Source organism: Celeribacter persicus, from assembly GCF_003050785.1.
GTDB lineage: Bacteria > Pseudomonadota > Alphaproteobacteria > Rhodobacterales > Rhodobacteraceae > Celeribacter > Celeribacter persicus.
The window spans coordinates 18,865-37,536 of sequence record NZ_QAOH01000010.1; the positions used below are offsets into that span (position 1 = coordinate 18,865).

Below are 18,672 nucleotides of genomic sequence, written 5' to 3' on the forward strand. Positions count from 1 at the left end.
TCCCTATGTTGATCCTCCGGCGGGAATGAGCCAAGGGTTGAGCTGTCTATTCTCCAAAGTTTCAGGACGCGCCATGACCGTCGCCACCTCCACCGCACCCGGCACCCGACCGGGCATTGTCCTTTTCGCGCTGGCGATGGGTGGCTTTGCCATTGGTACGACCGAATTCGCGACCATGAGCCTGTTGCCCTATATGGCTGCCGGCCTCGGGATTGATGAGGCCAAGGCCAGTCACCTTGTCTCGGCCTATGCTCTGGGGGTTGTTGTCGGTGCGCCGATGATTGCGATTGTTGCGGCACGGATCGAACGGCGGATGTTGCTTGTCGGTCTGATGGCGATGTTCTGTCTGACCCATATCCTTTCGGCGATTGCGCCGAATTACACGGCCATGTTGGCGGCGCGCTTTCTGAGCGGCATGCCCCATGGGGCTTATTTCGGGGTCGCGGCCTTGCTCGCGGCCTCACTCGCTAGGCCGGGACAGCGGGGCAAGGCTGTGGCGCGTCTGATGCTCGGGTTGACCATTGCGACCGTGGTCGGGGTTCCGATGGCGAATGTACTGGGCCAGACGGTCGGCTGGCGCTGGGCCTTTGCTCTGGTCGGGGTTCTGGCGGCCATAACGGCGGGGCTTATCCTGATCTTTGCACCGAAATCCGCTGCGGGGACAGCCTCCAATGCCTTGCAGGAGCTGGGCGCATTGAAAAACCGTCAGGTGCTTTTGACCCTGTTGAGCGGGGCGATCGGCTTCGGTGGTTTCTTTGCCTTTTACACCTACCTGACCTCGACCCTGATGGAGGTGACACAGGTCGGAGACAGCACTGTTCCTTGGTTTCTGGCGCTCATGGGCTTTGGTATGACACTTGGCGCGCTGATCGCCGGTTGGGCGGCGGATCGGGCGCTGAACTTCTCCGTCTTCGTGATGCTTTTCATCAACATAGGCCTGCTTTTGATTTATCCGCTGATTGCGAGGCAAAGCTGGGCGATGGCGGGGCTGGTGCTTGCGATGGGGTTGGCGAACGGTTTTCCGATCCTTCTGCAAACCCGTCTCATGGATGTCGCGCGTGATGCGCAGGCGTTGGCCGCCGCGTTGCATCACGCAGCCTTCAATGTCGCCAATGCGCTGGGACCTTTCCTTGCCTCGCTTTACATTGCCAGAGGGTACGGGTTCACGTCTTCGGGCTATGTCGGTGCGGTGCTGACCCTTGCCGGGGTGATCCTTTATGCGATCACGCTTTGGGATCACCGTCGCAACTGGCGTTACTGGCCCTCTGACAAAAGCGCCTGAAGCCCGGATTTGTAGTCCGGATAGATGAGGCGTACACCGAGTTCCCGCTTCATCCGGTCGTTTCGCACCTTTTTGCTCTCGGCATAAAAACTGCGCGCCATCGGGGTCATATCCGCCGTCTCGAAATCCTCTTCGGGTGGGAGCGGCAGGCCGAGAAGTTCGGCGGCATAGCCGATCACCTCCTGAGGCGGTACGGGGAGATCGTCGCAGACGTTGTAAATACCGGGGGAGTCGGGTCTGTTGATCGAAGCTTCCAGCACTTGAGCGATGTCCTCGACATGGATGCGGGAAAAGATTTGATCCTTTTTGACGATCCGCCGCGCGGTGCCATTGCGCACTTTGGCGAAAGGACCGCGTCCGGGGCCGTAGATGCCCGCGAGGCGAAAAATCGACAGGTTGAGACCTAAGTCCTGCGCAATCTCCTGCCATTCTGTCTCGGCCGTAACCCGTGCGATGCCGCGTTTCGTGGCCGGTGTGAGAGGCGTATCCTCATCGACCCAGTCGCCGCCATGATCGCCATAAACCCCCGTCGTTGAGAGATAACCGACCCATTGCAAATTGGGGGCGGCGTCGATCAGAACCTGCCGGTAATTGCGCAGAAAGGGATCGCCTTCCGCATCCGGTCCGGCGGAGATCAGGAGATGGGTTGCACCACCAAGTTGCGCCGGAATTGGCTCTTGTCCGAGCAAAACCGGCACAACACCGGATCTGTCAAATTCCCGTGCCTTTTCCGGGGTACGCGTGGTGCCAATGACTTGCCAGCCCTTTGGCAGGAGGCGGTGTGCGAGAGTCTGGGCGCTATAGCCGTGACCGAAGGAAAACAGTTTCTGTGTGGTCATGGTTCTCTCCTGAATTCCGGGCTCTTGCGTCCGTGCCGCACATGGTCTCAACTGCGGTCATACCGTGCTGATAAAAGGAATATAAGAATGGACAGCCGCTTGACGAGCCTGATGCTTGAAACCCCGCCGGAGCGCGATCCCCGGAGTTTTGCCGATGCGGAGGCTGCGGTTAGCTATCTCGAAGAGCTCTATACGGAAGCCTGTTCCTTTCTGGCCGAGAAATTTTCGATGATTGCGCGAGGGGAGAAGCCCGCGGCGCGCTATCGGGCCTATTACCCGGAGATTCGCGTCGTGACGACCTCTCACGCGGCGATGGACAGTCGGTTGTCCTTTGGTCATGTGGCGGGGCCGGGCGAATATTCGACGACGATCACACGGCCCGACCTGTTCCGCAATTATCTCAAGCAACAGATCACCCAGATCGTGCGCAATCATGGGGTGCGGGTGCAGATCGGTGCCTCGCAGACCCCGATGCCGGTGCATTTCGCGGTTGCCAATGACGAAAACATCACCGTGCCGCAGGAAGGGGCCATGGCTTTCCCTCTGCGCGACGTGTTCGATGTGCCGGATCTGAGCACCACTCATGATGACATCGTGAACGGGTTTGGCTACCTGCATGAGGACGGGTCCTCCGCGCTGGCGCCTTTTACGGCGCAGCGGATCGACTATTCGCTTGCCCGCCTGTCGCATTACACCGCGACGGATGCGAGCCATTTCCAGAACCATGTGCTCTTTACCAACTACCAGTTCTATGTGTCCGAGTTCGAGGCCTATGCACGCAAGATGCTGGCCGATCCGGAGAGCGGCTATACCAGCTTTGTGTCCACCGGGAATATCGAGATCACGGACCCTGAGACCATCATTCCTCCGACCGGGAAGATGCCGCAAATGCCGACCTATCACCTGAAACGGGCCGATGGGGGCGGGATCACACTTGTGAATATCGGTGTCGGTCCTTCGAATGCGAAAACGGCGACGGATCACATTGCGGTTCTGAGGCCGCATGCCTGGATCATGGTGGGCCATTGTGCCGGTCTGCGGAATTCTCAGCGGCTGGGGGATTTCGTTCTGGCCCATGCCTATCTGCGCGAGGATCACGTGCTCGACGACGATCTGCCGGTTTGGGTGCCGATCCCGGCACTGGCGGAGATTCAGACCTCTCTCGAAGATGCGGTGGAGCAGATCACCGAGCTTGAGGGTTATGAGCTCAAGCGGATCATGCGCACGGGCACGGTGGCGACGATCGACAACCGCAATTGGGAGCTTCGGGATCAATCCGGCCCAGTGCAGCGATTGAGCCAGTCGCGGGCCATCGGTCTCGACATGGAAAGCGCGACGATTGCCGCGAACGGGTTTCGATTTCGGGTGCCTTATGGGACGCTTTTGTGTGTATCGGACAAGCCGCTTCACGGCGAACTGAAACTTCCGGGCATGGCGTCGGAGTTCTACAAATCCCAGGTTTCACGACATTTGCTGATCGGTATTCGCGCGATGGAACTGTTGCGGGAAATGCCGATCGAGCGTATCCATAGCCGGAAATTGCGCTCTTTTGAGGAGACTGCCTTCCTCTGAGTGAGGATTTTTCGTCCAAAATGAGCGAAAAAGCCCAGTATAGTTACACTAGCCGTTGTACGCCCCCGCAATATTCGCTTAGAAATGCGCAATAACCCCCTAATCCAAGGGGGGCGTACGAGGAGTATACAGACAATGTCGAAACCGATGACCAAGACCCAGCTCGTGGCTGCCCTGGCCGAAGAAATGGGCACCGACAAGAAATCCGCTGGTGTTGCGCTCGAAGCGATCACCGCGATCATCACCAAAGAAGTGTCCGCCGGTGGCGCCGTGACCCTGCCGGGTGTTGGCAAAATCTACTGCCGCGAACGCCCGGAACGCATGGTTCGCAATCCGCAGACCGGCGACCAGATGAAGAAAGAAGCCGACAAGGTCGTGAAAATGACCATCGCCAAAGCGCTGAAAGACAGCGTGAACGGCTGAACCGGTTTTCAGGTTTGAGGAAAAGGGTCGCGTTTCGCGGCCCTTTTTCTTTGTCTGCCTGTTCTTGAAAAGTCTCTAAACCACCAGAAATAACACGATGTTGAGGGTGATGAAGGCCCCCAAAGTGTTGATCAGGATGGAGAGAGAGGCAAGCGCGCCGCGCCCGACTTCCTGTGCGAAAATGGCAGCGACGGCCATAGTCGGCAGCGCGGCGGAGATGTAGGCGGCAGTACGGAAATCAGTGTCCATTCGATGCCCAAGTTGGCTCATTGCGAAAATCACCAGAGCGGCAAAGATCGGCATGACGATCAGTTTTCCGACGGCGGCCTGACTGGCCAGCCTAAGATTGCCTTCAAACGACAGCCCGACCAGAGACCCGCCGATGACGAAAAGCGCCACGGCGGAGGCGGAATTGGCAACAAGCTCGATAAGGTGGCGCAAGGGACCGGGCAGGGTGAGGCCCAATGCCGAGACGATAAAGCCAAGGATGATGGCAATCACCAGCGGACGTTTCACAAGGTTCTTGAGCACGTGTCCCAGTTGCCGAAGCGCGTTGCTTTTGCGTTCCTCGCGTGGTTTTCCGGCCTCGATGGCCATGAGAGCCAGCGGGATAAAAATAATGTTCTCCACCAGAAAATTCATCGCGAGGATAATTCCCGCGTGATCCGGCACGAGGATGAGGAACATCGGGTAGCCGATGAAGCCGGAGTTTGGACAATAGGAAATCATTGTCACCACGCCGCGCCTTCCGGGATCGGCCATGATGGAAAACCACAGAAAGCCGAGCCCCGCCGTCAGCACGCCTGAGAGGGCATAGACGGCGATGTAATCGGGGTGGATCACTTCGGAAATCGGGCGGGAAGAGATTGCGCCGAAGACCAGGGCGGGGAGGGCGAAATTCATCACCCAGCCGCCGAGGATACCCATGTCTGCGGGGCGAAACACGCCCTTCGTGACGGTGCCATAGCCGATGGCGACCATGGCGAAGATCGGGAAGGTGATCCCGAAGATGGTGAGGATCTCAGCCAATTTTGCCGCGGAGCCCCTCGCCGATCTGACCGCGATGCAACAGGAGGTGGTCGAGGATCACACAGGCCATCATCGCCTCGCCCACGGGCACGGCACGAATGCCGACACAGGGATCGTGGCGCCCCTTGGTAATCAGATCGGTGTCCTCGCCGGATTTCGTCACCGTCTTGCGCGGGGTCAGGATCGAAGAGGTCGGTTTCACCGCAAAGCGCACCACCACATCCTGACCGGTGGAAATCCCGCCAAGGATACCTCCCGCATGATTGGACCCGAACTCAGGCCCATCCGGCCCCATCCGCATCTCATCGGCATTCTCTTCTCCGGTGAGACAGGCGGCGTTCATGCCCTCACCGATTTCCACAGCCTTGACGGCGTTGATCGACATCATTGCGGCGGCCAGATCGGTATCCAGCTTGGCGTAAATCGGGGCTCCGAGCCCGGCGGGAACGCCTTTGGCGACAACCTCGACAATCGCGCCGACAGAGGAACCGCTTTTGCGGATACCGTCGAGATATGTCGCCCATTTTTCGGCCGTCGTAGCGGAGGGCACCCAGAACGGATTGTTGTCAATCTCCGCCATGTCGCGCGAACCTTCGATGCCATGCGGGCCGATCTGGGTCATGTAGCCCTTGATCTCAAGGCCCGGCAGAAGATCGGCCAAAACTGCCCGCGCCACGCCGCCCGCGGCCACGCGCGCCGCCGTTTCCCGCGCCGAAGACCGCCCGCCGCCGCGATAGTCGCGAATGCCGTATTTCTGAAAATAGGTGATGTCGGCATGGCCGGGACGAAACGCCTGTGCAATCTCGCCGTAATCTTTTGAACGCTGATCCGTGTTGCGGATCATCAACTGGATCGGGGTGCCGGTGGTCTTGCCTTCGAACACGCCCGAGAGGATTTCCACCTGATCGGGCTCACGACGTTGGGTGGTAAACTTCGACGTGCCGGGTTTGCGTTTGTCGAGCCAGACCTGAAGCATCTCTTCATTGATCCCGATCCCCGGAGGACAGCCATCCACCGTCGCACCAAGAGCAGGCCCGTGGCTTTCGCCCCAGGTCGTGAAACGGAACAGATGTCCAAAGGTGTTCATGCTCATGTGTGGCGTCTCCTTGATCGCATTGACGTTTAACGTCTTCTAAGGGGTTCGAAAAGAGCGGGTCTTGTGTCCGGTGGATTTCGCGCTAAGTTGGCTCTCACCTCGGGGTGCCCGTGCCAGACACGGCTGAGATGCATATGCGAACCCGTTGAACCTGAACCGGCTAACACCGGCGGAGGGAAGGTATCAGCCCCCAAAGCTGCCCTTTTTCTTCGCCCATATCTTCTATGGAGCGAGCCATGAAATATGGTCTGACACACTCTGCATTGACTTTGGCGGCAATCCTCACCGCTCAAGCGGTTTCGGCAGATCCCCTCACCATCTACGCCCCCGATTATTTCGCGTCGGAATGGGGACCGGGACCGGCGATCAAGGAGGCGTTCGAGGCACAGTGCGATTGCGAGATCGAATATGTCACGGGCGATCTTCTGCCTCGGCTGATGCTTGAGGGCGCGCGCACCAAGGCGGATGTCGCCATCGGGTTCAATTCCGATGTGACCAAAAAGGCGCGGGAGACCGGTCTTTTTGCCCCGCATGGGCTGGACCTGTCCCCTTTGACCCTGCCGATCGACTGGGAGGATGATACGTTCCTGCCGTTCAACTGGTCTTATACCGCCTTCGTCTATGACAATACGAAGATCGAGAACCCGCCGACGTCGTTCCATGAATTGGTGAATTCGGATGAGGACTGGACCATCGCCATTCAGGACCCGCGCACTTCGATTTCGGGGCTGGCGCTGGTGCTCTGGGGCAAAGAGGTGTTTGGCGATGAGGCGCCGGAGGCCTGGGCCAAGCTCGCGCCGAAGGTCACGACTGTGACCAAGGGCTGGTCGGAGGCTTATGGCCTCTTCACCGATGGCGAGGTGGACATGGTGTTATCCTACACGACCTCGCCCGCCTATCATATCATCGCCGAAGAGGACGAGACGAAATCGGCGGCCCTTTTTGATGAGGGTCACTATTTCATGGTCGAACTTGCCGCGAAACTGGCAGGCACCGACCAGCCGGAGCTGGCGGATGAGTTCATGGCGTTCATTCTGTCGCCGACCTTCCAGAACATCATTCCGACCGCCAACTGGTCCTATCCGGCGGCCCTGCCGAAAGACCAATGGCCCGAAGCCTTTTCCCGGCTCAACTATCCGGAAAAGGCGATTTTCCTGAACGAAGACGAGGCCGATGCGCTTCGGTATGAGGCCATCGCCGAATGGCGCGACGCGTTTTCTCAATAACGCTCTGGCCCGGGATCATTGCGGCGGCTCTGGTCACCGCTTTGACCTTGGGCACTCTGGGTGCTGTGGCGATCCGGGCGGAGAGCTTTTCCGCCCTCTCTCGTTTCGACTGGCTCGCGGTGCGCTTCACCGTGGTGCAGGCGTTGTTGTCCGCGCTCCTCTCCGTTCTCTTCGCCATCCCTGCGGCGCGGGCGTTGGCACGGCGGAACTTTGCCGGACGCGGGCTTTTGATCACCCTTCTGGGCGCACCCTTTATCCTCCCGACCATCGTGGCGATCCTCGGTCTGACGGCGGTATTCGGTCGGTCGGGATTTGTCTCGATTGTGCTGGGTTGGGCCGGATTAGAGCCCATATCCATCTACGGCTTCCACGGCGTCGTGTTGGCGCATGTGTTCTTCAATCTGCCATTGGCGACCCGGCTCTTGCTTCAGGGTTGGGGGGCAATTCCGGCGGAGCGGTTTCGTCTGGCGTCCTCGCTGCATTTCGCTCCAAAGGATGTGTTTCACTATATCGAGTTGCCGATGCTGCGTGAGATCGTGCCTGGGGCCTTTGCGGTGATCTTTCTGATCTGCACCACCTCCTTCGCGGTCGCCCTGACCTTTGGTGGCGGGCCGAAGGCGACCACGGTCGAACTCGCGATCTACGAGGCGTTTCGTTACGATTTCAACCTCGGCAAGGCCTCGCTTCTGGCGCTTATTCAGGTGCTGATCTGTGTCCTGGCCGTTGTCGCGTCGCTCAGGTTTCGCGTGCCGCAGATGGGAACCGGAGGTCTCAACCGTGTGGTGCAGCGCTTTGATGCGCGCAATATGCCGACGCGGATGCTCGATCTCTTCTGGATCGTCGCAGTCAGCTTGTTTCTCTTGGCGCCGCTTCTGGCCATTGCCCTGCGCGGGGCCACTGGGATTGTCGATCTGCCAGCCTCTGTCTGGAGCGCCGCATTTCGATCCCTGATCACCGCGCTTGGCTCTGCCGCTCTGGCGGTCCTGATGTCTCTCGCACTGGCGCTCTCCGCGTTGCGCTGGCGGGGACTGGAGATTATCGGCATGTCCTCCATCGCCGCCTCGCCTCTGGTGATGGGGACCGGGCTTTACATCGTGCTTTTTGCGATCACCGACCCCGCCAACTGGGCCTTGCCCATCACGGCATTGGTCAATGCGGTGATGTCCATGCCCTTCATCCTGCGTGCGCTCGGTCCCGCACTGTCCGGGGCGGAGCGGGATTATGGACGGCTTGCCGACAGTCTCGGTATGACCGGATTGAGTCGGATCAGGCTCGTCCTGCTGCCGCGCTTGCGAGTGCCCATGGGCTTCTCCGCCGGTCTCGCCGCAGCATTGTCCATGGGGGATCTCGGGGTGATCACGCTTTTCGCCCGGCCCGAAGCCGCGACACTTCCCTTGCAGATTTACCGTCTCATGGGATCATACCGCATGGATCAGGCCATGGGGGCGGCTTTGTTGCTTCTTGGGCTGAGTTTGGCTCTGTTTTACATCTTCGATCTCTGGGGGAAGCGCCGTGCTTGAGCTTCAGTCCATCCGGCTCACACAGGGGGATTTCACCCTTTCCGCCGATCTCACCATTCCCGTCGGTGCGCGCGTCGCTGTGGTCGGACCGTCGGGTGCGGGGAAGTCCACGTTCCTCTCGCTGATCGGTGGGTTTGAGGCACCAGATGAAGGGCGCCTGCTTTGGAATGGACAAGAGTTGACCAAGGCTCTCCCGCACGAGCGTCCGATCTCGCACCTGTTTCAGGACAACAATCTTTTCGCCCATATGAGCGCTGCGCAGAATGTCGGGCTTGGGATTCGGCCCAATCTGCGCCTCACCAAAGCGGAGCAGGCTCGCGTCACGGAGGCCCTGAGCGCCGTTGGTCTGTCCGGCATGGAGGCGCGTCGCCCGGCCGAGCTGTCCGGCGGGCAGCAAAGCCGCGTGGCGCTCGCCCGCGTTCTGGTGCAGGAAAAGCCGCTGATCCTGCTGGACGAGCCGTTTTCGGCGCTGGGACCGGCGATGCGTGGTGAAATGATCGGGCTGGCGAAAGAGGTCAGCACGCGGCTTTCTGCCACCATGTTGATGGTCACCCATGACATTGCCGATGTGGACCGGTTCGCCGATCTGGTGATCTGGATCGAAGACGGGGTGTGCCTGCCGCCGCGCAATTGGGAGGAGATGAAGGTCGATCCTCCCCAAGGTCTAAAAGCCTATATCGGATGATGAAAAAAGCGCCCCGGATTGGGGCGCTTTGTTTTTGTTTTGGGCTCTGGATCAGAGCGTGGTCTTTTTGCCCTTATGCGGGGCCCAGAGTTTCTTGTTCGTCAGGAACAGAAGCGAGGTGAGCACCACAAGGAAGGTCACGGCAATGAAACCGGCTTTCTTACGGGCCATCAATTTTGGTTCCGCAGCCCACATCAGGAAGGCGGCGACGTCTTCAGCCTCGTGGTGCAGCTCGTTGGAGTGACCATCGGCAAATTCGACGTCCTCACCGTAGAGCGGCGGAGCCATGGCGATCCAGCCCGTCGAGAACGCGGTGTTCTCGTAATAGGTGGTGCCGGCTTCGGTTTTCTCCTCGCCGGTGTAGCCGGTGAGAATGGCGACGATGTGCTCCGGACCGCCGATCCCTTTCAGGAACTGGTTGATGCCGGTGCCTGCCGGGCCGTGGAAGCCCGCACGCGCCTTCGCCATCAGCGACAGGTCCGGTGCGTTCTGCGATTCATTGGCCGGGAAGTGATCGTTCTCGGTCAGCGGACGCGCAGCGCCTTCCTCGTAGTCGAAGAGATGCATGTTCGCGGCTTCGTCGTTCACCGGGTACTGGGCCGCATAGGCACGGACCTGATCCTCGGGGAGCGCCGGGCCGCCTTCATCCGCAAGGGTGCGGATCGGCACGAATTTCATGCCGTGGCAGGCGGAGCAGACTTCGGTGAAGATCTGCAAACCGCGCTGAAGCTGCATCTGGTCGTATTTGCCGAAGGGGCCCTCGAAGGAGAATTTCACATCGTGGATGTGCCCGCCTTCGCCTGCGGCCATGGCGGCCGAGGCGGAGAGACCCAAAGCGGTGAGGGCGGAGAGGGTGAGTTTCTTGATCATTTTCCTCAAGTCCTTTCTCACTCGGCCGGCTCTTTGGCGGCGGACGGGTAGTGAGCGATGAAGTCTTCTTCGATCGTCGCCGGCATCGGTAGCGGTTTCTCGATCACACCGAGTAGCGGCAGGATCACGAAGAAATAGCCGAACCAGTAGGCGGAGCCGATGAGCGCGAAGCCCGGAGCGGACATGCCGATGGTGTTGTCGAAATCGGCGCCGGAGAGAGCCTGCATGAACACCGGATGACCGTCGAGGATGCCGACCATGATCAGGTCCGTGCCCTGCGCACCGGCCCAGGTCAGGCCGAGGAAAAAGAACACGAGAAGCCAGTAGGCGACCTTGAACATCGGACGGTACTTGCCGGAGCGCACCGAAGAGGTGTCGGTCCAGGGCACCAGAGCCATGGCGATGATCGCACCGAACATCGCGAGCACACCGAAGAACTTCGCATCGACGATACCGCCGGTAATGAAGCTGATGATCTGAACGAGCCAGACATCGGCGGTGAAGGCACGCAGGATCGCGTAGAACGGCAGGAAGTACCATTCGGGCACGATGTGAGCCGGTGTCGAAAGCGGGTTGGCTTCGATGTAGTTGTCCGGGTGTCCGAGATAGTTCGGCATGAAGCCGACGATGGCGAAGAAGGCGATCAGGACGACGCCGAGGGCGAAGAGATCCTTGATCACGAAGTAAGGCCAGAACGGCAGCGTGTCTTTCTCGGCCTCGGCTTTCGAGCCACGACGCACTTCAACACCCGTCGGGTTGTTGTTGCCGGTGTGGTGGAAAGCCCAGATGTGGACGATCACCAGACCTGCGATCACGAAGGGCAGGAGGTAGTGCAGCGAGAAGAATCGGTTCAGCGTGGCGTTGTCCACGGCCGGTCCGCCCAGAAGCCAGGTCTGGATCGGCTCACCGATGAACGGGATGGCGCCGAAGAGGCCGGTGATCACGGTCGCGCCCCAAAAGGACATCTGACCCCAAGGCAGAACGTAGCCCATGAAGCCGGTGGCCATCATCAGCAGGTAGATGATCATGCCGATGATCCAGGTGATCTCGCGCGGGGCTTTGTAGGAGCCGTAGTAGAGGCCGCGGAAGATGTGCAGATAGACGGCAAAGAAGAACAGCGACGCGCCGTTGGCATGCAGGTAGCGCAGCATATGCCCGCCGTTCACGTCGCGCATGATATGTTCGACGGAGGCGAAGGCCAAGTCGACATGCGGGGTGTAATGCATCACCAGGACGATGCCGGTGACGATCTGAAGACCGAGGCAGAACGCAAGGACGATGCCCCAGATCCACATCCAGTTCAGGTTTTTCGGGGTCGGGATCATCAGCGTGTCGTAGATCAGGCCGATGATCGGGAGCCGTTTTTCGACGCCTTTGGTAAAGGTCATCTTGGGCTCATAATGGTCGTGCGGAATACCAGACATGAATTTCTCCCTTAGCCCAGAATGATCTCGGTTTCGCCCTCGAAGGCGGCGATCGGAACCGGAAGATTCTCGGGAGCCGGGCCTTTGCGAATGCGACCGGCAGTGTCGTAGTGCGAGCCGTGGCAGGGGCAGAACCAGCCACCGAAGTCGCCTGCGCCATCCCCCAGCGGCACACAGCCGAGGTGGGTGCAAACGCCCATCATCACGAGCCATTCGCCCGCATCGTCCAGCGTGCGGTTCTCGTCAGATGCGTCGAGCTCGGCGTCTTTGTTATCATTGCGCGCAATCGGGTCGACAAGCTCGTCCATGGTCACGGCGCGTCCCATGTCGATTTCTTCCTGGGTGCGGCGGCGGATGAACACCGGTTTGCCGCGCCATTTGACGGTCAGCTGGGTTCCGACCTCGACGCCGCTGATGTCAACGCGGATCGAGGAGAGAGCCTGAACGTCGGCGGAAGGGTTCATCTGGTTGACCAGAGGCCAGACGGCGGCACCGGCGGCCACTGCACCTGCGCCACCAGTGGCGTAGTACAGGAAATCGCGGCGGGTGCCTTCGTGTTCTTCTACGTGGGACACGAGCAAATCTCCATTTTCTCCAGCCGGTCCTCCCCGGCCAATACGATGAGAGGCCATGGTTTGACCCTGGCCCTTCGCAGGCGCTTTTAGCGGCAGGAAGCCGCTCAGTCTAGCATTCAATGAATTGTGAACTGCGCGATGTGTCGCGGGGGCTGGAAACCGCGTTTGCTATAAGATACATCTCAGACTTACCTATATCCGCTAACAGGATGCATCTTCTCGCCGGAAGGGAAAATGGTCGGCGTATCCATGGGCATCCATTTGGGATATTTCCTCATGATGTCCGTGAAGCGGTATGACGCGAGAAAGCGGAAAAGCCAAGCCTGTATGCCCGGCCAGTCCTGTGCCTCAAACCAGCCACTGTCGACCATGGCGAACTGCCGCACGAAGGTGATCGTGGCGAGATCGGCGAGTGTCGGTCGTGCGCCATAAAGCCAGTTTCTGCGACGCAAAGACGCATCCGCCTGATGCAGGATCGCGGCGGCTTTTCCACGTTCTTCGACAGGATCGGCCTCCGGAAAGCGAGTGCCATATTTATAGCGATCCAGTGCGGCTTTGAACGGCCCTTCGATTTCTGCGATCCACTCTTCGCCCTCGGCGGGCATGTCGCGCAGATTTTCGGGGTCGTTCTGTGCCAGCGCCCAATCCATGATGTCCCGGCTTTCGTCGATCACGTCGGTCTCGGTGATCAACACGGGCACAGTTCCTTTCGGCGAGGCTTTGAGCATTTCCTGTGGCTTGTCGCGCAAGAGCACTTCGCGCAATTCCACCTCTATTCCCGCTGAGGCAATCGCAAGGCGTGCCCGCATTGCATAGGGACAGCGGCGGAAAGAATAGAGCACAGGCCTCATGCGGTAAGCTGCGTGTCCTTGATACCGGTGATGGTGGCTTTGAGGATCGCACCTTCCTCTTGTGGTGCGTCAAAGCTCACCTCCGTGAATTGCTCCGTTCGGCCCATATGCGGGTTTTCGATCAGGATCAGGTGTTCGCGTCCAACCTGCGCTTGCAGGTGCTTCTGAACCTGAGCGTCACCCATCGCGCGCAGCCGTGCGGCGCGTTCCCGGATCACTTTGCCATTCACTTGACGCGGAATTTTCGCGGCGGGCGTGCCCTCGCGTTTGGAATAGGGGAAGACATGCAGCCACGTCAGATCGCACTCCGTCACCAGTTTCAGAGAATTTTCGAACTGTGCTTCTGTCTCGGTCGGGAACCCTGCGATGATGTCCGCGCCAAAGGTCATCTCGGGCCGCAGCTTGCGCGCCTCTTCGCAGAAGCGGATCGCATCGTCGCGCAGGTGCCGTCGGGCCATGCGTTTCAGGATCAGGTCATCGCCATGCTGCAAGGACAGGTGCAGATGCGGCATGAGGCGCGATTCCGTCGCGATTGCCTGCATCAGCATTTCGTCCGCCTCAATCGAGTCGATGGACGAAATCCGAAGACGAGACAGATCCGGTACCAATTTGAGAATGCGCATCACCAGATCACCCAAACGAGGGCTGGCCGGCAGATCCGCCCCCCAGCTCGTCAGGTCCACACCGGTAAGCACCACCTCGTTGAACCCCTTGTCCACCAGCCGTTTGATCTGATCGACCACAACGCCCGCAGGCACAGAGCGCGAATTGCCCCGGCCATAAGGAATGATGCAGAAGGTACAACGATGATCGCAGCCGTTCTGGACCTGCACATAAGCCCGGTGCCGTCCGAAGCCGTCGATCAGATGCCCAGCCGTCTCCGTTACCGACATGATGTCGTTGACCTGAACGCGCTCCGTGTCACCGATGAAATTCGGCCCCATGGCTTGCCAGGTCTCCGGCTGCATTTTTTCGCTATTGCCGATCACCAGATCGACCTCGGCCATGGTGGCGAAAGTTTCCGGTTCCGTCTGGGCCGCGCATCCGGTGACGATGATCTTTGCCTCGGGGTTCTCGCGCCGGAGCTTTCGAATCTCCTGACGCGCTTTACGCACTGCCTCCGCCGTTACCGCGCAGGTGTTCACCACAACGGCGTTCTCGACCCCGTTGGCTTCGGCCAGTTCCTTCATCGCCTCGGTCTCATAGGCGTTGAGGCGACAGCCGAGTGTCGCGAAAATCGGTGGTTGGGCGGACATTAGACGCGCTCCAGAAAAGACGTGTCGAATTCCGCCCTGAACACAAGCTGCGTCGGTCCGGTCATCCAGACACCATCCTCACGCCAATCCAGAGTGAGCCAGCCGCCATCGACCTCCATCCGCACCTTTTTGTCCGTCAGCCCCCGCACAGAGGCCGCCACAGCCGTCGCGCACGCTCCGGAGCCGCAAGCCAGCGTAATCCCCGTGCCACGTTCCCAGACCCGCATCCTGATCTCGTCGCGGGAGCGGATTTCGGCAAACTCGACATTAGTGCGCTGAGGGAAAAGCGGATCATATTCGACCCGCTTGCCCCATTCCGCGACATCCACCTCTTTGATATTCGCAACAAAAAACACCGCATGGGGATTGCCCATGCCCACCGCAACCGGTTCGCCGTCGAGCGGCAGGAAATCCGTGTCAACCGGATGCGACAAAGGCACTTCGTCCCACATGCGTTGCGGGTGGCCCATGTTGACCGAGACCTCATCGCCCGCACGCCGTGCGATCAATATCCCACGCTCGGTGCGAATTGTGATCTCGTCCTTGCCGGTTTCGTCCAGCATCAGACGCCCGACGCAGCGTGTGGCATTGCCACAGGCGCCCGCACGCGATCCATCCGAATTCCAGAAGTCGAGATCAATGTCGGCGGTGTCTGATGTGCGAATCTCGGCCAGTTGATCGAAACCCACACCGCAGTGGCGATCCCCGATCGCGCGTGCAAGATTCGGCGTGACAATTGCCTCCCGCCCCCGTGAATCGATGATCACGAAGTCATTGCCCAGCCCATGCATTTTCAGAAAGGGCAGGCGGGTGGAGCTGTCAAAATCCTGTTGCATGGCCGGGCATATAAACCTTGTCGGAACCTTTTCCAAGAAAATCCGAGTTTTCCGCTTGACGCTCCTGACACACGACAGTAAACCCCGCCGCACAGCCGATGAGGCTGCGAGAGTGGGCCGTTAGCTCAGTTGGTAGAGCAACTGACTTTTAATCAGTGGGTCGCAGGTTCGAATCCTGCACGGCTCACCACTTTCTTCCAATTTGTCGTCTAACACCAAAATCGGACGTTGTATCCGATCGCTGTGGCCGTTGCTTTGTCTGAGGCTTATGATGGTTGGGAACCGTCATGGAAGGTGTGTCATGTTGATCAGAGAATCGGTTTTCCTTATCGCTTTGGTTTCGGCTGTGCCTGCATTTTCCGGTGACGTGCCGTTCGGGTTTTCGACACAGGTTCAGTGTGAGGCCACGTCCGGGCGTGTCGGGTTCGCCGATGGGGCGGCGATTCTCGACCTTGGAACGTCTCTTTCTGTGCTGCATCAGTCGGTCTCGGCTTCCGGCGCGAAATATGAGAGCGAGGCGGGGGACGTGATCTTCTGGATCAAGGGCAATGAGGCGTTTTTCTCCTCCGGTGAGACTGAGCAGAGCTGCCAATTGTCGCAAACATCCGCGAACTGGGTGGCCCGAGGCAATGAGCCGGGGTGGAGTCTCACCGTTTCGGACGGGCGGTTTGAGGCGCGCCTCGATTATGGCGAAACCAGTCTTGCAAAAGATCTGCCCGAGGCCCGGCTTTTCGAGGGGGCGTTGTGGTACGATTGGCCGGATTTGTCCCTGTTTCTGCGTCCGACCCTGTGTCACGACGACATGACCGGGATGCCCTATCCTGAAAGCGTGACGCTGAAGCGTGGCGATCAGGTGCTGCGCGGCTGCGCCGGGGCGCCATTGCAACTTATAAGCGGGGCGGAGTGGCGGATTGAGGATATTTTCGGTCAGGGCGTGACCGACGCCAACCAACTCACCCTGTCCGTCGTTCCAGAGGGGCGGGTGTCGGGAACCGCCGGTTGCAACAATTATACCGGGGCGCTGGACTTGACCGGGGAGGGACTGCATTTCGGGCCGTTGGCGGCGACGAAAATGATGTGTTCCGAACCTCTGATGGCGCAGGAAAACCGTTATTTCGAGGCGCTTTCCTCGGTGGATCGGTTCGATATCGACGACACTGGAGCGCTTGTTCTCTATAGCCTAGACACGGCGGTGATCATCGCACGCCGCTAAAGAAAAACGCCGCTCCATTTTGGGCGGCGTTTTCCTATGTTGTGGGGGGAAGCGTCTCTTACTTGGCGCTGTCCGGCAGGATACGCACTCCGCCCTTGTCCGCCGAAGAGGCGAACATCGCATAGGCCTTGAGTGCGGTGGAGACTGCGCGCGGGCGCGGCGCGGCGGGTTTCCACGGCAGCGGCCCTTTCGCTTCGCGGCGCGCGGCCAGAGTGGCGTCGTCCACCTTGAGATTGATCGACCGGTTCGGGATGTCGATCTCGACGGTATCGCCGGTTTCCACCAATCCGATCAGACCGCCTTCGGCCGCCTCAGGCGAAACGTGGCCGATCGAGAGACCAGAGGTGCCGCCGGAGAACCGCCCGTCGGTCAGAAGCGCGCATTTCTTACCCAGCCCTTTGGATTTCAGGTACGACGTCGGATAGAGCATTTCCTGCATCCCCGGCCCGCCCTGCGGGCCTTCGTAGCGGATGATCACGACCTCACCGGCCTCGACCTTGCGGGTCAGGATGCCTTCGACGGCGTCGTCCTGAGACTCGAACACATGCGCTGGGCCGGAGAATTTCAGGATGCTGTCATCCACACCGGCGGTTTTCACGATACAGCCGCGCTCGGCGATATTGCCGAACAGAACCGCCAGGCCGCCATCTTTCGAGAACGCATGTTCGACGGAGCGGATCACGCCGTTTTCGCGGTCGGTGTCGAGTTCCTTATAGCGGTTCTCGGTCGAAAATGCCTGTGTCGTGCGCACACCGCCGGGGGCGGCGCGGAAGAAGGTCTCGACCTCCGGATCGTTGGCGACCTTGACGTCCCATTTAGAGATTGCCTGCGCCATGGTGTCGGAATGCACCGTGCGCACATCGCCATGTAGCAAGCCGCCACGATAGAGCTCGCCCAAGATGCCAAAGATGCCACCGGCGCGGTGGACGTCTTCCATATGAACGTTGTGGATGTTCGGCGCGACCTTGCAGATGCCCGGCACCTTGCGCGACAGGCGGTCGATGTCCTGCATGGTGAAATTCACCTCACCCTCATGCGCAATGGCGAGAAGGTGCAACACCGTGTTCGTGGAACCGCCCATGGCGATGTCGAGGCTCATCGCGTTCTCGAACGCCTCGAAGGTCGCGATCTCGCGCGGCAGAAGGCCTTTTTCCTCAGCTTCATAGTGGCGCTTGGTGATCTCGACGATCTTGCGCCCGGCCTCAAGGAACAGGTTCTTGCGGTCGGCATGCGTCGCAAGTGTAGACCCGTTGCCCGGAAGCGCCAGACCCAGCGCCTCAGCCAGACAGTTCATCGAGTTGGCGGTGAACATCCCGGAGCAGGAGCCACAGGTCGGACAGGCATTCTGTTCGAACGCATCCACCTGCTCGTCGGTGTATTGATCATCGGCGGCGGCAACCATCGCATCCACGAGGTCCACGGCGCGTTCCAGATCGCCGATCTGCACCTTGCCCGCTTCCATCGGGCCGCCGGAGACAAAGATCACCGGGATGTTGAGGCGCATGGCGGCCATCATCATGCCAGGGGTGATCTTGTCGCAGTTGGAGATGCAGACCATCGCATCGGCGCAATGAGCGTTGACCATGTATTCGACCGAATCCGCGATCACTTCGCGCGAGGGCAGGGAATAGAGCATCCCGTCATGGCCCATGGCGATACCGTCATCCACCGCGATGGTGTTGAACTCTTTCGCCACACCGCCGGTTTTCTCGATTTCGCGGGCGACCATCTGGCCAAGGTCCTTGAGGTGGACGTGGCCGGGGACGAATTGCGTGAACGAGTTCACCACCGCAATGATCGGCTTGCCGAAATCGCTGTCTGTCATGCCGGTCGCGCGCCAAAGGCCGCGGGCACCGGCCATGTTGCGACCATGGGTAGAACGACGGGATCTGTAATGTGGCATCTTGTTTTCTTTCCGCTACGACTGATCACCCGCAAAACGAGCGTTGACGCTCCTTAAATCTTTCGGAGCGTC

17 protein-coding genes, 1 tRNA gene and 1 riboswitch are annotated in these 18,672 nt (G+C 59.7%); of the genes, 8 read left to right on the top strand and 10 right to left on the bottom strand.

What is annotated here, in order from left to right; translation table 11 throughout:
* Positions 1-73: 73 nt before the first annotated feature.
* Positions 74-1,282, top strand: coding sequence for an MFS transporter (locus C8N42_RS13215; protein WP_107817053.1), 1,209 nt, complete (start codon positions 74-76; stop codon positions 1,280-1,282).
* On the opposite strand, the gene C8N42_RS13220 is transcribed toward C8N42_RS13215, so the two are convergent.
* Positions 1,255-2,121 carry an SDR family oxidoreductase gene (locus C8N42_RS13220; protein WP_107817054.1) on the bottom strand — a complete coding sequence of 289 codons (867 nt, stop codon included), beginning with the start codon at positions 2,119-2,121 and terminating at the stop codon, positions 1,255-1,257. The two genes, C8N42_RS13215 and C8N42_RS13220, sit on opposite strands and share 28 nt — an antisense overlap.
* 87 nt (positions 2,122-2,208) lie before the next feature.
* On the opposite strand from C8N42_RS13220, the gene C8N42_RS13225 reads away from it, so the two are divergent.
* Both C8N42_RS13225 and C8N42_RS13230 read left to right on the top strand, forming a co-directional pair.
* Complete coding sequence (locus tag C8N42_RS13225) at positions 2,209-3,693, top strand: AMP nucleosidase (protein WP_211309192.1); 1,485 nt, start codon at positions 2,209-2,211, stop codon at positions 3,691-3,693.
* Between the two features lie 135 nt (positions 3,694-3,828).
* Positions 3,829-4,116: an HU family DNA-binding protein gene (locus C8N42_RS13230; RefSeq protein WP_066703235.1), complete on the top strand. Its 288-nt coding sequence runs from the start codon at positions 3,829-3,831 to the stop codon at positions 4,114-4,116.
* Between the two features lie 75 nt (positions 4,117-4,191).
* Here the strand turns inward: C8N42_RS13230 and C8N42_RS13235 are convergent, their stop codons facing one another.
* Both C8N42_RS13235 and aroC read right to left on the bottom strand, forming a co-directional pair.
* Positions 4,192-5,145, bottom strand: a complete 954-nt coding sequence (locus C8N42_RS13235; protein WP_107817055.1) for an AEC family transporter — start codon at positions 5,143-5,145, stop codon at positions 4,192-4,194.
* A complete protein-coding gene (aroC, locus tag C8N42_RS13240) occupies positions 5,138-6,238 on the bottom strand; it encodes a chorismate synthase (protein WP_107817056.1) in 1,101 nt (366 codons plus the stop codon). The genes C8N42_RS13235 and aroC overlap by 8 nt, the downstream gene beginning before the upstream one ends.
* Before the next feature lie 93 nt (positions 6,239-6,331).
* Positions 6,332-6,436, top strand: a riboswitch (TPP riboswitch).
* A 41-nt stretch (positions 6,437-6,477) separates the two neighbouring features.
* On the opposite strand from aroC, the gene thiB reads away from it, so the two are divergent.
* The 3 genes from thiB to C8N42_RS13255 are packed head-to-tail and all read left to right on the top strand — an operon-like array spanning position 6,478 to position 9,672.
* Positions 6,478-7,467 carry a thiamine ABC transporter substrate binding subunit gene (gene thiB / locus C8N42_RS13245; protein ID WP_107817057.1) on the top strand — a complete coding sequence of 330 codons (990 nt, stop codon included), beginning with the start codon at positions 6,478-6,480 and terminating at the stop codon, positions 7,465-7,467.
* Positions 7,443-8,987, top strand: a complete 1,545-nt coding sequence (locus C8N42_RS13250; protein ID WP_107817058.1) for a thiamine/thiamine pyrophosphate ABC transporter permease ThiP — start codon at positions 7,443-7,445, stop codon at positions 8,985-8,987. The genes thiB and C8N42_RS13250 overlap by 25 nt, the downstream gene beginning before the upstream one ends.
* The gene (locus C8N42_RS13255; RefSeq protein WP_107817059.1) at positions 8,980-9,672 is read left to right on the top strand and encodes a thiamine ABC transporter ATP-binding protein; all 693 of its coding nucleotides are present in this window, start codon (positions 8,980-8,982) and stop codon (positions 9,670-9,672) included. Before C8N42_RS13250 ends, C8N42_RS13255 begins: the two co-directional genes overlap by 8 nt.
* A 51-nt stretch (positions 9,673-9,723) precedes the next feature.
* Here C8N42_RS13255 and C8N42_RS13260 read toward each other — a convergent pair whose 3' ends face one another.
* From C8N42_RS13260 to dapF, 6 genes are all read right to left on the bottom strand, one after another.
* Positions 9,724-10,542: a cytochrome c1 gene (locus C8N42_RS13260; protein ID WP_107817060.1), complete on the bottom strand. Its 819-nt coding sequence runs from the start codon at positions 10,540-10,542 to the stop codon at positions 9,724-9,726.
* 17 nt (positions 10,543-10,559) lie between these two features.
* The gene (locus tag C8N42_RS13265; RefSeq protein ID WP_107817061.1) at positions 10,560-11,966 is read right to left on the bottom strand and encodes a cytochrome b; all 1,407 of its coding nucleotides are present in this window, start codon (positions 11,964-11,966) and stop codon (positions 10,560-10,562) included.
* An 11-nt stretch (positions 11,967-11,977) separates the two neighbouring features.
* Positions 11,978-12,541, bottom strand: a complete 564-nt coding sequence (gene petA, locus C8N42_RS13270) for a ubiquinol-cytochrome c reductase iron-sulfur subunit (protein ID WP_107817147.1) — start codon at positions 12,539-12,541, stop codon at positions 11,978-11,980.
* 188 nt (positions 12,542-12,729) lie between these two features.
* Positions 12,730-13,392 carry a glutathione S-transferase gene (locus C8N42_RS13275; protein WP_107817062.1) on the bottom strand — a complete coding sequence of 221 codons (663 nt, stop codon included), beginning with the start codon at positions 13,390-13,392 and terminating at the stop codon, positions 12,730-12,732.
* Positions 13,389-14,648 carry a tRNA (N(6)-L-threonylcarbamoyladenosine(37)-C(2))-methylthiotransferase MtaB gene (mtaB, locus tag C8N42_RS13280; protein WP_107817063.1) on the bottom strand — a complete coding sequence of 420 codons (1,260 nt, stop codon included), beginning with the start codon at positions 14,646-14,648 and terminating at the stop codon, positions 13,389-13,391. The genes C8N42_RS13275 and mtaB overlap by 4 nt, the downstream gene beginning before the upstream one ends.
* Positions 14,648-15,484: a diaminopimelate epimerase gene (gene dapF / locus C8N42_RS13285; protein WP_107817064.1), complete on the bottom strand. Its 837-nt coding sequence runs from the start codon at positions 15,482-15,484 to the stop codon at positions 14,648-14,650. Before dapF ends, mtaB begins: the two co-directional genes overlap by 1 nt.
* Before the next feature lie 114 nt (positions 15,485-15,598).
* Between dapF and C8N42_RS13290 the strand changes: the two genes are divergently transcribed.
* Together C8N42_RS13290 and C8N42_RS13295 are read left to right on the top strand one after the other, a co-directional pair.
* A tRNA-Lys gene (locus tag C8N42_RS13290) sits at positions 15,599-15,674 on the top strand.
* A gap of 111 nt (positions 15,675-15,785) precedes the next feature.
* Positions 15,786-16,697 carry an META domain-containing protein gene (locus C8N42_RS13295; protein WP_170109302.1) on the top strand — a complete coding sequence of 304 codons (912 nt, stop codon included), beginning with the start codon at positions 15,786-15,788 and terminating at the stop codon, positions 16,695-16,697.
* Positions 16,698-16,755: 58 nt separating this feature from the next.
* On the opposite strand, the gene ilvD is transcribed toward C8N42_RS13295, so the two are convergent.
* Complete coding sequence (gene ilvD, locus C8N42_RS13300) at positions 16,756-18,600, bottom strand: dihydroxy-acid dehydratase (protein ID WP_107817066.1); 1,845 nt, start codon at positions 18,598-18,600, stop codon at positions 16,756-16,758.
* Positions 18,601-18,672 lie beyond the last annotated feature (72 nt).

Bases quoted from the DNA above. Each gene is read 5' to 3' on its own strand.
- C8N42_RS13265 (WP_107817061.1), bottom strand. From the start codon at position 11,966: ATGTCTGGTATTCCGCACGACCATTATGAGCCCAAGATGACCTTTACC.
- C8N42_RS13250 (WP_107817058.1), top strand. From the start codon at position 7,443: ATGGCGCGACGCGTTTTCTCAATAACGCTCTGGCCCGGGATCATTGCG.
- C8N42_RS13215 (WP_107817053.1), top strand. From the start codon at position 74: ATGACCGTCGCCACCTCCACCGCACCCGGCACCCGACCGGGCATTGTC.
- C8N42_RS13260 (WP_107817060.1), bottom strand. From the start codon at position 10,542: ATGATCAAGAAACTCACCCTCTCCGCCCTCACCGCTTTGGGTCTCTCC.
- ilvD (WP_107817066.1), bottom strand. From the start codon at position 18,600: ATGCCACATTACAGATCCCGTCGTTCTACCCATGGTCGCAACATGGCC.
- C8N42_RS13230 (WP_066703235.1), top strand. From the start codon at position 3,829: ATGTCGAAACCGATGACCAAGACCCAGCTCGTGGCTGCCCTGGCCGAA.
- mtaB (WP_107817063.1), bottom strand. From the start codon at position 14,648: ATGTCCGCCCAACCACCGATTTTCGCGACACTCGGCTGTCGCCTCAAC.
- aroC (WP_107817056.1), bottom strand. From the start codon at position 6,238: ATGAGCATGAACACCTTTGGACATCTGTTCCGTTTCACGACCTGGGGC.
- thiB (WP_107817057.1), top strand. From the start codon at position 6,478: ATGAAATATGGTCTGACACACTCTGCATTGACTTTGGCGGCAATCCTC.
- dapF (WP_107817064.1), bottom strand. From the start codon at position 15,484: ATGCAACAGGATTTTGACAGCTCCACCCGCCTGCCCTTTCTGAAAATG.
- C8N42_RS13220 (WP_107817054.1), bottom strand. From the start codon at position 2,121: ATGACCACACAGAAACTGTTTTCCTTCGGTCACGGCTATAGCGCCCAG.
- C8N42_RS13225 (WP_211309192.1), top strand. From the start codon at position 2,209: ATGGACAGCCGCTTGACGAGCCTGATGCTTGAAACCCCGCCGGAGCGC.
- C8N42_RS13275 (WP_107817062.1), bottom strand. From the start codon at position 13,392: ATGAGGCCTGTGCTCTATTCTTTCCGCCGCTGTCCCTATGCAATGCGG.
- C8N42_RS13295 (WP_170109302.1), top strand. From the start codon at position 15,786: ATGTTGATCAGAGAATCGGTTTTCCTTATCGCTTTGGTTTCGGCTGTG.